A 15466-nucleotide genomic window follows, 5' to 3' on the forward strand; every position below is an offset into this window, starting at 1 on the left:
ACGGGCCAGTCGGCTGTCGATCGTCCAGGCGGTGCGACGGGCCGAAGGCCGGTGGTCAGCCTGCCAGCCCCAGCTTCTGTTTCCGCCGCGTTGCCCATGCCGTGATCAGCTGGTCGGCGGTCAGGCCCATGAAGGCGACGCAGAGGCCCAGGACGAGGCCTTTGCCGGCATCGTTGAAGGTCAGCGCCCGGAAGATTTCCTGGCCGATGTCCTTGGTGCCGATGAAGGCGGCGATGATGACCATGAAAAGGGCGAACATGATCGTCTGGTTGATGCCGAGCATGATCTCGGGGAAGGCCAGCGGCATGCGGATGTTCCACAGAAGCTGCCTTTGCGTGCAGCCCGATGTGATGCCCGCCTCTACGATTTCTTGTGGCACGTTGCGCAGGCCGAAGATGGTGTAACGGACGATCGGGATCATCGCATAGATGATGATCGCCGAGATCGCGGCGACGTCGCCGACCTTGAACAGCATGATCACGGGGATCAGATAGATGAAGGACGGAAAGGTCTGGAAGGTGTCGCACAGGAGCTTGGCGATGCCGGTGCGGCGTTCGCTGCGCGAAGCCCAGATGCCGATCGGCAGGCCGATCATGATGCACAGCAGCACCGCGACGGTCACCATATAGGCGGTGATCAGCGAGCGCTCCCAATAGCCGGCGAAGGCGATGAACAGCACGAAGCCGGAGACGATCGCAGCGAGCCTGAAGCTGCCGAGTGACCAGCCTGCCGCGGCGACAAGAGCCACCATCGCCGTCCAGGGGATCGACTGGAACAGGTCGCGGATCGGGATCAGCACGTAGAGCAGCATGGCGTTGCGGAGGTATTGCAACGGGTCGTAGAGCGTGACGGTGATCCAGTCGACGAGGGCATCCCAGAAGGGGGCGGTGCTGAGGGCGAGCTCCGAAGGCCAGGCCTGGGCGTAAGGCGTGATCGCGGCGAGCAACAGCGACGCGGCAATGACGGCCAGCGATGCGGCGAGGAACGGAAAGCGCTGCAGCAGGCTGGCGTCGGGCGCGAGATGCGAGGGCTCCTTGTGGGCAGCAGCGCGGCTCAACTGGTCGAGCGTGATCGCCATCAGGACGATCGCGACGCCGCTTTCCAGCGCCTGGCCGATCTTCAGCGCCTGGAGCCGGAACAACAGGTCATGGCCAAGGCCGCGGGCGCCGACGAAGGAGGCGATGACCACCATCGCCAGGCACTGCATGATGACCTGATTGACGCCGACGAGCAGCGGCTGGCGCGCCGACGGAATCTCGACCATCCACAGGGTCTGGAAGCGGGTGCAGCCGGCCATCTTGCCGGCCTCGCGCACCTCTTCGGCAACGCCCTTCAGGCCGAGGATGGTAAGACGGGCCATCGGCGGAATGGCGAAGATGACGGTGGCGATCGCGCCGGCCTTGTGGCCGACGCCGATGAAGATGGCGATCGGGATCAGGTAGGAAAAATGCGGCAACGACTGCAGCACGTTGAGCAGCGGCACGACGAGCGCTTCGAACCACTGTTTCTTCACTGCGAGAATGCCGATGCCGAAACCGATGAGACCGGCAATGGGTGCGGCGACGAGGACCACCGACAAGGTGATCATCGACAATTCCCATTTGCCGAAGATCGCCATGTAGGCGACGCAGCCTGCCGCCAGCGCGCCAAGGCGCCAGTCACGGAGATACCAGCCGAGCACGCCTGACAGGCCGGCGGTCATGACCCAGGGCATGGCGGCGATGCCGATATCGGGGAAGCCGGAGACCAACAGTCCCTCGACGAAGGCCAGCGGCCAGGTGATCAGCTCGGCAGCACCGCGCGTCAGGTCGCGGAACGAGAACAGCCCGAAGATCGCGTCGTCGCGCAAATGGTCGAAGACCATGTTCGCCCAGTCGACGAACGGAATAGTCCAGCCCTTGGGCACCTGCACCGCCCAGTCGGGCAAAAGCGAGGCGGCAAGCAGCAGGACGAGGAAAGGCAGAACGACAAGCAGCGGCCTAGTCATTGCGGCCAGCGGCTTCTGCGGTTCCATCGCCTCCTGGCGGGTCAGTGTCGCGGCACTCATGCACACTGCTCCTTGCCGTAGAGAGCATCGATCAGACCGTCTCGGGTCAGCGTACCGACGAGCGCGCCAGCGTCGTCGATGACGTCGACGGGACGCTCCGAGGTCAGCACCTGGCGGACCACGCTGGCGATCAGGGCCTGTGCATGGACCGCAGCGGCGTCTGGCTTTCGAGAGGATGCGGGCGCCATGACGGCGCGAACCGACAGCAGGCGATCATGCGAGACGTTGCGGGTGAACTCGGCGACGTAAGGGGTGGCCGGGCAGGTCACCAGCTCCTCGGCGGTGCCGAGCTGCTCGACGACGCCGTCCTTCATGATGGCGATGCGGTCGGCGACGCGGATCGCCTCGTCGAAATCGTGGGTGATGAAGACGATTGTCTTGTTGAGCACCTTCTGCAGGCGCAGGAATTCGTCCTGCATCTCGCGGCGGATAAGCGGATCGAGTGCCGAGAACGGCTCGTCGAGAAACCAGACGTCGGGGCCGACGGCGAGCGAGCGGGCGATGCCGACGCGCTGCTGCTGGCCGCCGGAGAGTTCACGCGGATAATAGCCCTCGCGGCCCTTCAGCCCGACGAGTTCGATCACCTCGCGGGCGCGTCTCTCACGCTTCTGGCGATCGGTGCCGCGAACCTGGAGCGGGAAGGCAACATTGTCGAGCACGGTGCGGTGGGGCAGCAGGGCAAAGTGCTGGAACACCATGCCCATCTTGTGGCGCCTGAGATCGATCAGCTCGCGCTCCGTGGCGGCCAGAATGTCGCGGCCCTCGAACATGACCTCGCCCGAGGTCGGCTCGATCAGCCGCGCCAGGCAACGCAGCAAGGTCGACTTGCCCGAGCCGGAGAGTCCCATGACGACGAGGATTTCGCCCGGCGTCACATCGAAGGAGACGTTGCGGACGGCGGGGACGTAGCCTTCGGCCCTGATGGTCTCGATGGAAGGATTGTTGTGGTTGCGGCGCAGGAAGCCGGCGGGATCGGAGCCGTAGAGCTTCCAAAGGTTGCGGCATGCGATTTTTGCTTCGGACATGTCTGCCTCTCGCCAAAGGGGGCCGATGGGGTATGCGCGGCGAGGTGGCGCCCGCATTTACGCGGGCGTCACGACGCCATGAGGGGACGGATGGATGCGGAGGGTTAGCTGGCGGAACCCATCCAGGCCTTCCAGCGCGCCTCATTGTCGGCCAGCCATTTGTCGGCGGCCGCCTCGGGCTCCATGTTGTCGATGTCGGCGAGCTTCGCCTGCACGGCGATGTCCATGTTGGAGAAGTTGATCTTCTGCAGGATGGCGTAGGCCTTGGGCCACTTGGTCGGGAATTCCTTCCAGGCAGCGATCTTCAGATAACCGTCCTTCGGGTTGCCGCAGTCGTAGCTGAGCTCCTTGTTGGAGCCCCAGGCCGGGTCGTCCTTGCACTTGGGATCAAAAGCCGGGAACTCGACGAACTTGCCGTCATAAAGCGCCTCGACGAAGTTGGGCGTCCAGTTGAAGAGCACGATCGGCTCCTTGCGCTTGACGGCGGATTCGAGCTCGGCCCACAGGGCGGCGGACGAGCCGGCATTGACGACCTCGAAGTTCATACCGAGGGCCTCGACGCGTTCTGCGTCATGCTTGAGCCAGTCGACAGGACCGCCGAGGAAGCGGCCCTTCGGCGCGGTTTCGGCGGTGGCAAACTTGTCGGCGCAGGCGTTCAGCGCTTCCCAGGCGGGCAGGCCGGGGCAGACCTCCTCGACATAGGTCGGATACCACCACTCCTCGCGTGTCTTGGCGTCGTGGGTGGCGGCATCGACGACGCAGCCTTCCTTGACCACCTTCTGGAAGGCAACGCCGAAGGCGCCTTCCCAGACCTCATGCACGAGGCTGACGTCACCTTCGCAAAGAGCGGTGTAGACGACCTGGCTGTCGGCGGAGACGTATTCGACCTTGGCGCCGCCCTTCTCGAGCAGCTTGCCGACGATGTGGGCACCGACGATCTGGCTCGACCAGTTGTGGGTTGGGATCTTGATAGGGTCGGTGGAATCCTGGGCGAACGCCGTGCCGGCCGCAAAAGCCATGATCGTGGCCATGGTTGCGGATTTGGTAAAATGGGTCATTGAACCTCCCGTTCCTGTGTGCTGCGATTGTTCCCATGGAAGGCGGGATGCCGGCCTCTGTGTGCCTGTTGGATTTCCGCGCCATCCCCGCAAAGATAGCGACGAGAAGTGAACCGGTGTCGGCCGGGGTGTAAAAGTCGTAAGTCGACTTGTGAAATGATGTTAATAGGCAACCTGTCGCTCGGTGAAAGTCGCGTGTTGTTTCCCGAGGACAGGCCATCAGGTCGGCGAGGCGGCAGGCGCGCCATCATCTTCGCGCTTTTGTCGTCGAGATTGTCGGACAGTGCTTGGCTTGCAATCGCCCGCCTCGATAGAAGAAGCTGGTGTCGGCCATCAGCCGGCATGTCTCCTTGGTGATCGCGCTATGAACCCCAGCATTCTCGTTGTCGATGACGACCCGGACATCCGCAACGTGATCGGCATTGCACTGGAAAGGGCGGGAATGCATGTCCAGCAGGCGGCCAACGGACGCCTGGCGCTGGAGCAGTTGCGGCGACACCATGCCGACCTGGTGGTGCTCGACATCGGCATGCCTGTCATGGACGGCATCGAATGCTGCAAGGCGATCCGTGCCAGCTCGCATGTCCCGATCGTCTTCCTGACGGCGCATGACGACGAAGTCGACCGGATCGTGGGGTTCGAGCTGGGGGCGGACGATTATGTCAGCAAGCCGTTCTCGCCGCGCGAACTGCTGCTGCGGATCAAGGCCATACTGGCACGCGGCAAGCAGGCAGGCAGTATCACGCGGCACGGCGACCTCAGTCTCGACAGCGAACGCCACATCTGCTCGCTTGCCGGAAAAGATCTGCCGCTGACGGCAACGGAATTTTCGGTGCTGGCGATCCTGTCGGTCCGGCCCGGGATCGTCGTCGGTCGGGGGGCGATGATCGACAAGGCCTATGGCGGGAACAACACCTTGTCCGGACGCACGGTGGACAGCCATGTCCGTAACATCCGCGCCAAGGCGGCGGTACTTGGTTACTCCGACATAATCGAAACGGTGCGAGGGGTGGGCCTACGGCTTGGCAATTGTGTCGCCGGACCAGGCACCGCGTGAGCCGGATCGTCCGGAAATGGCGGCCATCCATGCCGCTGGTTGTGGCGATCGTCTGCGTTAGCCTGCTGGCGGTGCCGGTCGTGACGACGCTGGCGTTGCAGATCGGAACAAACCGGCTGGTCAACGAGACGGAGGCCTCGCTGATCAAGCAAGCGGCGATCTATGCCGGCGCCTATGCCGTCGCGTTCGAGGCCGAGCCGCCCGAAGCAGGCAGGGCTGTACCTGGCTTCTATCTGCCGCCGCCCAAGCGCATTTTCTGGAGTGCTGCGTCACGAACCTTTCGACCGCTCCTGAACCTGCGCCAGGATGTGGTCGAGCCCGTCCGCCCCGATCCGGTGCCGACCGCGGAGCGACTCGATCCGCGTTATCTCAGGATTGCGCCGGGGCTGGGTGCCTTGGCCGACAATGCCAGCCGCACGACACTTTCGACTGTCGTTTTCCTGGATCATCAGGGCATAGACATGCTCGCTGGCGAGTCAGCGAGTTTTGCCGCCGTGCCAGAGGTCCGGCAGGCGCTGCAAGGCGATGTCGGGGCCGCACTGCGCTGGCGGGGTGACGCGGGTACGCGGTTGCGCCTCGCAGTGCTTGGCGGCGGGACAGGGTTCAGGGTGCTGGTTGCCTATCCCGTCATCAGCCACAACCGGGTTATCGGCGCGGTCTATATGTCCAGGACCGCTCCCGGGCTGACGGAATATCTTGCCGGCGAGCGCAGCGCCGTCATCGTCCTGGCCGTCGTGACGCTGTTGAGCGCCGCAGTCGTGGGAACGTTGCTTGTGCGGACGATGCTACGGCCGATCCGCGCCCTGCGCGACCAGTCGAGAATGGTCGCCAATGGCAGCCATTCCGAGCTAGCCCCGCTCGGCCACTATGGCATGCGGGAGATCGCCGACTTGGGTGAAGCGGTCATCACCATGGCCGGCACGCTGTCGCAGCGCAGCAAGGAAATCGGCATCTACACCAACCACGTCACCCACGAGCTCAAATCGCCGGTTACCTCGATCATGGGAGCTGCCGAGCTTCTCGAGGATGGCGACCTGTCTGACGCTGCGCAGCAAAGTCTCATAGGCACCATCAGGGCCCAGGGAGAGCGGATGGATTTGCTGCTCCACCAGCTTCGCGACATGACAAGGTCAAGCGAAGCTATGCGCGGTGAACCTGGCCAGTTGCGAGATATGCTGCCCGAGATTTCCGGGCTCGATATCAGCCTGGCTCCTCCGGATGCCATCCTGCCCCTCTCGGTTGCGCATGGACAAACGGTACTCGCGCACATGGCGGGGAATGCCCGCCATCATGGGGCGACCAGGCTCGACCTCGATTGGGATGGACGGACGCTCCGGCTTTCAGACAATGGTGAGGGATTTGCCGACATCGACCTCGGCCGGATGGTCGAACCGTTTTTCACCACGCGTCGCGAGGAGGGCGGAACGGGGCTTGGCCTGGCCATCGTGGTGGCCATTCTCGAGCTTTATGGTGCGCGGCTGACGCCGGTTGCCGCTCTGGGCGGCGCGGTTTTCGAGATCGATTTCGGCTAGCTTCCATCGGAGCGCATTGCGTTCGAGCTGGCCTGCACGGAAACTGCACACGAGTTGCACCACTTCGACGGCGAATGCGGGTCATCCGCAAACTAGACGTCTGAGGGTCACGGGCCTGCTGGCCCCGATCCACTCAAGGGTAGACCTATGAAGTTGAAACGTCTTCTTGGCGCCGTCGTAACGCTTTGTGCCGCGATTGCCGCCACATCCTCGATGGCATGGGACAATCCCGCCAATCGATACGCCAACGCCTACAAGCAATACACTGATGCAACATGTCCGCTGCCGGCGGACAAGATCGAGCATTTCGTCTATTTCAGCCGGGATCGCGACGCGATCCGCGACCATGCCTTCCTGACCAGCGATCGTTTCGCAGGCGCGCAGATCATGTATGTGTGGCGCCAGCTTGAGCCGACTGAAGGACACTACGACTTCTCATCGATCCAGTCCGACATCGACTACCTGGCCAAGCATGGCAAGCGGCTTTTCATCCAGTTGCAGGATGCATCCTTCTCACCCGAATACAAGCCGGTCCCCGACTATCTGCTGAAAGGTGACTATGACGGCGGCGTCACCGCCCAACATACCGACGACGGAGTTGTCGAAGGTTGGGTTGCCAAGCGCTGGAACGCCAAAGTCCAGGCGCGCTTCGCGGCATTGCTTGCGGCACTCGGCAAGCAGTTCGACGGCGTGGTCGAGGGCGTCAACCTGCAGGAAACGGCCATCGGTGTTTCCAAGGAGACGGATGCGTCCTTTACCCCGGACAAATATGTGGCGGTGCTCAAGACCAACATGCAAGCCATGAAGGCCGCATTCCCCAAGTCAACCACCATGCTCTACGCGAACTTCATGCCCGGCGAATGGCTGCCCTGGGAGGACAAGGGATATCTGCGCGGAATCTATGAGTTTGGCGACAAGATCGGCGTCGGCATGGGGGCTCCCGATCTCATGTACAAGAAGAAGGGCCAGCTCCACCATGCCCTGGCCATGATGCACGAAGGCAAGTTCAACGTGCCACTCGGCATTGCGGTCCAGGACGGCAACTATGTCGGCGAGACAGGCTCGACGAACATCGTGACGAAGCGCACGAACCTGGTGCCGAGCCTTCATGCCTTTGCGCAGGATTTCCTGAAGGTTAGCTACATGTTCTGGGTCAACCAGGAGCCGTATTTCAAGGAAGATGTCCTGCCTTGCTTCTCGGCTAGGAAAGGCTGACGTGACAGATCCCAGGCAATGATGCAGGGGCCGGCGACGCCATGACAAGTGCGCCGGCTCCTTCCGTCGTTGCCCGGGCCGCCCGACTTGTGAAATGATGTCAACAAAAGTCGGGAGGATAGAATGGCATGCGGGCTCAGCATCACATAGTGATCGTCGAGGATGACCCGGTCACACGGGCGAAGCTTGCGGGCTATTTCCTGGCCGAAGGTTACAAGGTCAGCGAGGCCGGCGACGGCGATCAGATGCGTGCCATCATGTCCAGGCATCCGGCCGATCTCTTGATGATCGACATCAATCTGCCGGGTGAGGATGGGCTCAAGCTGACGCGTGAGCAACGCGAGCGCTCCGACGTCGGCATCATCCTGGTCACCGGGCGCACCGACACTGTCGACCGCATCGTCGGGCTCGAGATCGGCGCCGACGACTATGTCACCAAGCCGGTCGAGCATCGCGAGCTGCTCGCCCGGGTCAAGGGCTTGCTGCGCCGCGTCGGCAAGGGCCGGATACCGCAACCGGCTACGGCCACGCGGCATTTCTATGGCTGGACGCTGGAGGTTGCTCGCCGCACGCTGCAGGCAGCCGACGGCACCTTCGTCGAGTTGACCGGAGCCGAGTTCAAGCTGCTGTCGGTGCTGACAGCCAATCCCGGCCAGGTGCTGTCGCGGGAGCGGCTGCTGCACGAGATATCAAGGCGCGAATGGGATGCCAGCGATCGCACCGTCGACGTGCTGGTCAGGCGTCTCAGGCAGAAGCTGAACGACAATCCGCGCACGCCGCGCATCATCGTCACCGCTCATGGCGAAGGTTACTTCTTCGCGCCGGACGCCGTCCAGCCCGGGCGCGTCGCTGCGGCTCTTTAGGCGATAGTTCTAGGCCGGCAGGACGGGGTCGGCGCTGCCTTCGAGCATCTGTTCCCATTGCCGCGAGCCGTCGGCGAAGGCCGTTTCGCAAGAGCCGACGATCTGCCTGAGCTCAGCTGCCGGCCTTTGCGCCGCAGCCGTCTCAAGAGCTTCAGCCGCCTGCAAGAGACGTGGAAAACCGAGCGAGCCGGCCGTGCTTCGGGTGGCGTGGGCAAGGTCGCGCAATGCTTCGCGGTCATCCGCCTTGACCGCGTCGCGCATCGCTTTGAAGCGCCGGGGCAGGCTGTCATGGGCGATGCGATGCAGCCGCCGCACCGTCTCGGAACCCAATGCGTCGACGTCGGCTTTGAAGGCAGCGATATCGAGCGCGACCACGTCCTGTGGCTGTTGCGGCGCGGACTGGCCGCCGAGCGAGGCTACGGCGTCGAGCAATTGCTCGTGGACGATCGGCTTGGCAACGAAGGCATCTACACCGGCGTCGAGATAGCGCTCGACATCGGCCTTGAACACATGCGCCGACATCGCCACGACAGGCAGGTCGGGCGTCCCAAGCTTCTCGCGTAAGCGCTTCATCGTCTCGATGCCGTCGATGCCGGGAAGACTGACGTCCATGACGACGAGGTCGGGTCTGAACTCGCCGATTGCCTCGAGCGCGAGATAGCCGGAGCTGACCGCCGTGATCCGGTGACCGGCATTGGCCAGCACCGTGGTCGAGACCAGCCGCGTGGCGTCGTCGTCCTCGACCACCAGGATGTTGCAGGCCGCGGGCTTGGCCTTGCGGCCGCCTTGGCGTTTCTGGGCCGAAAGCGCTGCTGCCTTGGCCTTGCGCAGCGTCATGTCGAGCATGAAGGTGCTGCCCTTTCCGGGCTCCGAGGCGACGCTGAGTTCAGCGCCGATCAGGCTGGCGAACTCGCGGCTGATGGCAAGGCCGAGCCCGGTGCCGCCGAAGCGGCGGGTGATCGAGGCGTCCATCTGGGTGAAGGGTTGGAAAACGTCCTGCTGCCGCTCGGGCGCGATGCCGATGCCCGTGTCCGCTACGGCAAGACGCAACGTCTGCATGTCCTTGCGGTTGGCGACGACCTTGACGTCGACGGTGACCTGGCCGTGCTCAGTGAACTTGATGGCGTTGCTGACCAGGTTGAAAAGGATCTGGCGAATCTTGCCGGCGTCGCTGCTGAAGGCGGGCGAAAGCTTGTTGTCGAGCACCAGCGTGAGGTCGAGCCCCTTTTCGGCGGCCATCGGGCGCATGAAGGCGGCAACACCGCTGACCAGCTTGCCGAGGTCGAAATCGACCTTGTCGACGTCGACATTGCCCGTTTCGACCTTGGAGTAGTCGAGGATGGCGTTGAGGATGCCGAGCAGGGCTTCACCGGAGCTGGCCGCGATCGACAGATGCTCGCGCTGCTTCGGCCCCAGCTTGCTGTCGGCGAGCAGGCGCATCATGCCCAGCATACCGGTCATCGGCGTGCGGATCTCGTGGCTCATCGTCGCCAGAAAGGCCGACTTGGCGCTGCTCGCCTGCTCGGCCCGGGCGCGCGCCTCGTCATGGTCGATCGCCTCCTGGCGCAGGCGCGTGTTGACCAGCCTGATCTGCTCGGTCTGTTCCTCGACAAGCTGCTGCAACTCCTCGCGGTGGCGTCGGAGCTCGTCGGTGATGCGGGCGCGTTCCTGCTCCAACTCGAGCCGGCGTCGCGACTCGTCGCGGAACTGATTGACGGCCACCGCCATGGTGCGCAGCTCGTCGTCGCCGCTGTCGGTGACGGTGACGTCGAGATCACCCGTCGTCAGCCGCTGCATCGCACGCGACAGGCCGCTCAAGCGGCGGACGAGGTTGCGCTCGACATAGAACCAGACGATGGCGCCCGAGGCGAGGATGGCGCCGAGCAGGGTGACGACAAGCACGATGACGCCGATGCGCACAGCATTGTCGGCGCGCTCGGCTGTCGTGCGGGCGAACTCGTCGGAGCGGTCGAGAATGTTGCGGGCGATCTGGTTCTGCGTCACGGCGAGATCGCGGTTGGCTTCGGCCATGGCGTTCAGGCTGCCGGCTAGGTCGATGACCCGCTGGCGGCGGCCGAAGATCGAGCCCGACACGGGCACGTCGCCGGCGGCGGCCTCGATGGCGCCAAAGAACTCGATGCCCTGCTTGCGCCGAACGGGATCGTCGATGCTAAGGATGCGGCGCCTGATGACCTTCACATGGTCCTGGAAGATGCCGCTGATCTCGCTGATCTCGGCCTTTGTCTCCGCGCGGCTCAGCCGGTTGATCAGCAGGCTGATCTGGGCGCTGCGGTGGCGCAGCTCGTACATGCGCTCCATCAGGTAGATGTCGTGCTCGATCAGCCGGTCGAGCGCGATGTAGGCATCTTCCCGGCGCCCGGGATCGCCGATCAGGCCATAGAGGCCGGCGGTCACCGCCGAAGCGCCGGCCGAGGCGTTGGAGATCAAAGTTTCCGAAAGCAGCAGCACCGACTGCGCCGCCGAGGTCGCCGCCTCGGCGCTGTCGCGATAGGCCTTGTCCTCGTCGAGACGCTGGCGCACCAGCTCGTTGTTCTGTTTGAGGTTGGCCAGCATCTTCTCGACCGAGCCGGCAAAAGCCTCGACGAGCTCGGGGTCGATCGATAGACGCCGGACCTCGGCGAGCGACTTGACGATCTCCTGCGACAGCGTTGCGAGCTTGGCCTGTTCGGCGAGCAGTTCGTCGCGCGAGGTTACGGCGGCAAGGGCAGGAGCGGTGGCGATCAGCTTGGCGCTGAGCTCGGCGGTGCGCTGGGTCGCCGCCACTGCGGGCAAGGCCTGGGCGTTCACCACGGCCTGGGCATCGGCAATGTTGCGCAGGATCAGCCAGCTGACGATGCCGGATGTCAGGGACAGTGCGGTGATGCACAGGAAGGCGAGAAACAGCCTCCCGCCGATGCCGAACCTATGAAGCATGGCTCATATAACCATGGTTTGCGCTGCCAGCGGAAGCTGCAGCTTTTGGGTGGGCATGATCCTTTTCGAAAATCGATTTCGATTTTCCGGGTCATGCACTAGCGTAAGACGATGCGTGCCCCCGCCCCAAGCCACTGCCTGAACCTGATCGCCACGGCTTTTGTCGCCTGCAGTATCGCCCAGTCCGCCGGGGCCGCTGAAACGACGTGGAAGCTGAACGCCTGGGAGCCGCCATTCGACTATTCCAGGCAGCCGGCGACGATCGATTACCAGCCGGTCGTCAAAGCGGCGAAGCCGTGGCGCATCTGTGCGTCCTATCCGCATCTCAAGGATTCCTACTGGGTCAGCGTCAATTACGGCATGGTCGAGCAGGCGCGTTCGGCGGGCGTCAAACTGACCGTCGTCGAGGCCGGCGGCTATCCCAATCTCGAGCGCCAGATCGAGCAGATCCGCACCTGCAGCGCCACCGCCGACGCGCTCATCGTCGGCACTGTGTCCTATGAGGGGCTGACACCGACGATCAAGGATATCGCCAGGCGCATCCCTGTCATCGCTGCGGTCAACGACATCGACGACGCCGGCATCTCGGCGAAATCGGGGGTCTCCTGGGAGGAGATGGGGCAGTCCATCGGTGCCTATCTGGCGCGGCTGCATCCGGCCGGCACCATGCCGGTCAGCGTCGCCTGGTTTCCCGGGCCAAAGGGTGCAGGCTGGGTGAAATTCGTCGAAGCCGGCTTCCAGCGCGCGCTGAAGCAGAGTTCGGCCGAGATTGCTGCGGTCAAATGGGGCGACACCGGCGTCGAGATCCAGCTCCTGCTGATCGAGGAGATGCTCGAAGCCCAGCCCGATATCGACTACATCGTCGGCAGCGCGCCCACGGCGGATGCTGCGGTCAGCATCCTGAGGGCGCAGGGCAGGGCCAACCACGTCCAGGTTCTGGCCGACTATTTCACCCATGGTACCTTCCGCGAAATCAACCGGGGCAAGGTGGTGGCGGCGCCGACCGACTCACCGCCGCTGCAGGGTCGGATCGCCATCGACCAGGCGATCCGGGCGATCGAGGGCACGCTGCACTACCGCCATGTCGGCCCGCCGGTCGAGGTGATCGACAGGAACAATATCCAGGCGCTCGACCTGGAACGCAGCCTGGCCCCTGCCTGGTTCAAGCCGACGTTCGACGTGCAGTAGCCGATAACAATTTTTCACATTTGCTGTGCTGATTTTCACATGCCGCGGCGGACCGGTTCACAGTCGGATGCTAATCTGGCAGGTGGCTGCGGCGTGCTGCGAGGAGGGCGGTGATGGTTGCGACAAATGTGGTCTACCCCGAAATTGTGGCCGGCCCTCCGCGTCCGAGCCTGGTTGTGCAGCCAGGCCTGTTGCTGCCCGGCATGGAGCGCTATCACGTGCCTGGTGGCGGTGCGGTGCTGATCGACATCGAAGCCGGCGATCATGTGACGGTGCGCAATCTCGAAGGCGGGCAGGCGTGCGAGCTGGTGGCGTTTGATGCCGCCGGCCGCGCCGATCCGGGTATCCTGTCGACACGCTCGAACAGCGATGCGTCGGGGCTGAAGGCGCTGCTCGTCGATGGCGACGAGAGTTTGCAGAAGTTTCGGCTTGGCCTCGCCCGCCGCAAGCTCGAGCTTGGCCGGGTCGAGGCGGTGCGCTTCTTCGATGGTGCGACCGCTGCCGGGGTGGAGGAGCGTTTTGTCGTCTCGCGGCCAGGCTCGCTGGTGATTGCCGCACCCGGGGCGCCGATGTCGGTCGACAGCCAGGACACGACGACGCCTCTGGTGGTGATGGTCAAGCGGGCCAAGCTGCGGGCCGGGTCAGGCGGCTTCGAGCTGCCCGATCCGCTCGCCGATCCGGTGCTCGATCTCAGGGTCAAGTCGAAGACGGCGGAGAGCTATTTCGTCAAGGCCGGCGACTACATCCAGATCATCGACGTCGATGGCCGCCAGTGCACCGACTTCCAGTGCTTCTCGGCGCGCAAGCTCGACAAGGGCAGGGACCTCGCCCTCGACGTCACCGCCACCCGCTCGCTGATGGGCCACGCCTATCCGATGCCCGGCCTGCATGCCAAATATTTCGACCAGGATTTCGAGCCGCTTGTCGAGGTCGTGCAGGACACCTGCGGCCGGCATGACGCTTTTGCGCTCGCCTGCTACGCCAAATATTACGACGACATCGGTTATCCCGGCCACATCAACTGCTCGGAGAACTTCAACGGTGCGCTGACACCCCATGGCGTCAATGCCCGCGCCGGCTGGATGGCGGTCAACTTCTTCTTCAACACCGGCATCGACGCCCATGGCGTGATGTTCTCGGACGAGCCGTGGTCGCGGCCGGGCGACTATGTGCTGCTGAGAGCGCTGACCGACATCGTCTGCGTCTCCTCTGCCTGTCCCGACGACACCACGCCGGCCAATGGCTGGAACCTCACCGACATCCACGTCCGGACCTATTCCGGCTCCAACACATTCCAGCGCGCGATCGCCCGACGCACGACCCCGGAGGCAGAACCCAAGATGACCCGCGAGACCGGCTTCCACGCAAGCTTTGCCAAGCACACCCGCAACTTCATCGAATACAAGGGCTTCTGGCTGCCGCAGGAATTCGCCAAGGAGGGCGCCATCGCCGAATACTGGGCCTGCCGTGAGAAGGCGGTGGTGATGGATCTCTCTGCCCTGCGCAAGTTCGAGGTCACGGGCCCTGATGCCGAAGCCTTGATGCAGTACACGCTGACCCGCGACGTCAAGAAGCTCGGTGTCGGTCAGGTCGTCTACACCGCCATGTGCTACGAGCATGGCGGCATGGTCGACGACGGCACCTTGCTGCGTCTGGGCAAGGACAATTTCCGCTGGATCTGCGGCGACGACTATTCCGGCGTCTGGCTGCGCGAGCAGGCGGAGAAACTCGGCCTCAAGGTGCTGGTCCGCTCCTCGACCGACCAGATGCACAACATCGCCGTCCAGGGCCCGAACAGCCGCGACATCCTGAAGGAGATCGTCTGGACGCCGCCGCACCAGCCGGCGCTCAGTGAACTCGAATGGTTCCGCTTCACCATCGGCCGCATCGGCGATGCGACCGGCGTGCCGATCGTCGTCTCGCGCACCGGCTACACCGGCGAGCTCGGTTACGAGGTCTGGTGCCATCCGCGCGATGCCGAGACCGTCTTCGACGCGGTGTGGGCAGCGGGCCAGCCGCATGGGCTGAAGCCGATGGGCTTTGCAGCACTCGACATGGTGCGCATCGAGGCCGGCCTGATCTTTGCCAATTACGAGTTCTCCGACCAGACCGACCCGTTCGAGGCCGGCATCGGCTTCACCGTGCCGCTGAAGACCAAGACCGACGACTTCATCGGCCGCGAGGCGCTGATCCGGCGCAAGGACAATCCGATCCACAAGCTTGTCGGCCTCGACATCGACGCCAATGTCGCTGTCGGCCACGGCGACTGCGTCCATATCGGCCGCGCCCAGATCGGCATCGTCACCTCGTCGATGCGCTCGCCGATCCTCGGCAAGAACATCGCACTCGCTCGCATCGAGGCAGCACATGCCGAGATCGGCACCGAGGTCGAAGTCGGCAAGCTCGACGGCCAGCAAAAGCGCCTGCCGGCCAGGATCGTGCCGTTCGCCCATTACGACCCCAAGAAGGAACGCCCACGGTCGTAGGCGCAACCGGCACCACACATCACCTTCGACAACGCAAAAGCCCCGCAATCGCGGGTCCCGC

At 63.9% G+C, this 15466-nt stretch carries 10 protein-coding genes; 6 read left to right on the forward strand and 4 right to left on the reverse strand.

All coding sequences use genetic code 11. The features are described 5' to 3' along the window. Positions 1 to 55 precede the first annotated feature (55 nt). From N7E70_RS08925 to N7E70_RS08935, 3 genes are all read right to left on the reverse strand, one after another. On the reverse strand, positions 56 to 2047 hold the full coding sequence (locus N7E70_RS08925) for an ABC transporter permease (protein WP_263006106.1): 1992 nt from the start codon (positions 2045 to 2047) through the stop codon (positions 56 to 58). Continuing rightward, entirely contained in the window at positions 2044 to 3072 is a 1029-nt protein-coding gene (locus N7E70_RS08930; protein ID WP_263006107.1) for a quaternary amine ABC transporter ATP-binding protein, read from the reverse strand. The genes N7E70_RS08925 and N7E70_RS08930 overlap by 4 nt, the downstream gene beginning before the upstream one ends. 104 nt (positions 3073 to 3176) lie before the next feature. After that, positions 3177 to 4130, reverse strand: coding sequence for an ABC transporter substrate-binding protein (locus tag N7E70_RS08935; protein WP_246765198.1), 954 nt, complete (start codon positions 4128 to 4130; stop codon positions 3177 to 3179). Between the two features lie 364 nt (positions 4131 to 4494). Here N7E70_RS08935 and N7E70_RS08940 point away from each other — a divergent pair, with 364 nt between their 5' ends. The 4 genes from N7E70_RS08940 to torR all read left to right on the forward strand — a co-directional run bounded on the left by N7E70_RS08940 (position 4495) and on the right by torR (position 8797). Further along, on the forward strand, positions 4495 to 5187 hold the full coding sequence (locus N7E70_RS08940; protein ID WP_263006108.1) for a response regulator transcription factor: 693 nt from the start codon (positions 4495 to 4497) through the stop codon (positions 5185 to 5187). A gap of 29 nt (positions 5188 to 5216) precedes the next feature. Continuing rightward, complete coding sequence (locus N7E70_RS08945; protein ID WP_263006109.1) at positions 5217 to 6719, forward strand: histidine kinase dimerization/phospho-acceptor domain-containing protein; 1503 nt, start codon at positions 5217 to 5219, stop codon at positions 6717 to 6719. A gap of 147 nt (positions 6720 to 6866) precedes the next feature. After that, the gene (locus N7E70_RS08950; RefSeq protein ID WP_263006110.1) at positions 6867 to 7934 is read left to right on the forward strand and encodes a hypothetical protein; all 1068 of its coding nucleotides are present in this window, start codon (positions 6867 to 6869) and stop codon (positions 7932 to 7934) included. Between the two features lie 128 nt (positions 7935 to 8062). After that, on the forward strand, positions 8063 to 8797 hold the full coding sequence (gene torR / locus N7E70_RS08955) for a two-component system response regulator TorR (protein WP_067957866.1): 735 nt from the start codon (positions 8063 to 8065) through the stop codon (positions 8795 to 8797). A 9-nt stretch (positions 8798 to 8806) separates the two neighbouring features. Here torR and torS read toward each other — a convergent pair whose 3' ends face one another. Beyond that, on the reverse strand, positions 8807 to 11731 hold the full coding sequence (torS, locus tag N7E70_RS08960) for a TMAO reductase system sensor histidine kinase/response regulator TorS (RefSeq protein ID WP_263006111.1): 2925 nt from the start codon (positions 11729 to 11731) through the stop codon (positions 8807 to 8809). A 111-nt stretch (positions 11732 to 11842) separates the two neighbouring features. Between torS and torT the strand changes: the two genes are divergently transcribed. Together torT and N7E70_RS08970 are read left to right on the forward strand one after the other, a co-directional pair. Further along, the gene (gene torT, locus N7E70_RS08965) at positions 11843 to 12919 is read left to right on the forward strand and encodes a TMAO reductase system periplasmic protein TorT (RefSeq protein WP_154387550.1); all 1077 of its coding nucleotides are present in this window, start codon (positions 11843 to 11845) and stop codon (positions 12917 to 12919) included. A 113-nt stretch (positions 12920 to 13032) separates the two neighbouring features. Beyond that, positions 13033 to 15405 (forward strand): DUF1989 domain-containing protein, encoded by a 2373-nt coding sequence (locus N7E70_RS08970; RefSeq protein ID WP_263006112.1) that lies wholly within the window; start codon positions 13033 to 13035, stop codon positions 15403 to 15405. Positions 15406 to 15466: the final 61 nt, after the last annotated feature.

This window comes from Aminobacter sp. NyZ550 (assembly GCF_025628925.2).
In the GTDB taxonomy this organism is placed as follows: domain Bacteria; phylum Pseudomonadota; class Alphaproteobacteria; order Rhizobiales; family Rhizobiaceae; genus Aminobacter; species Aminobacter ciceronei.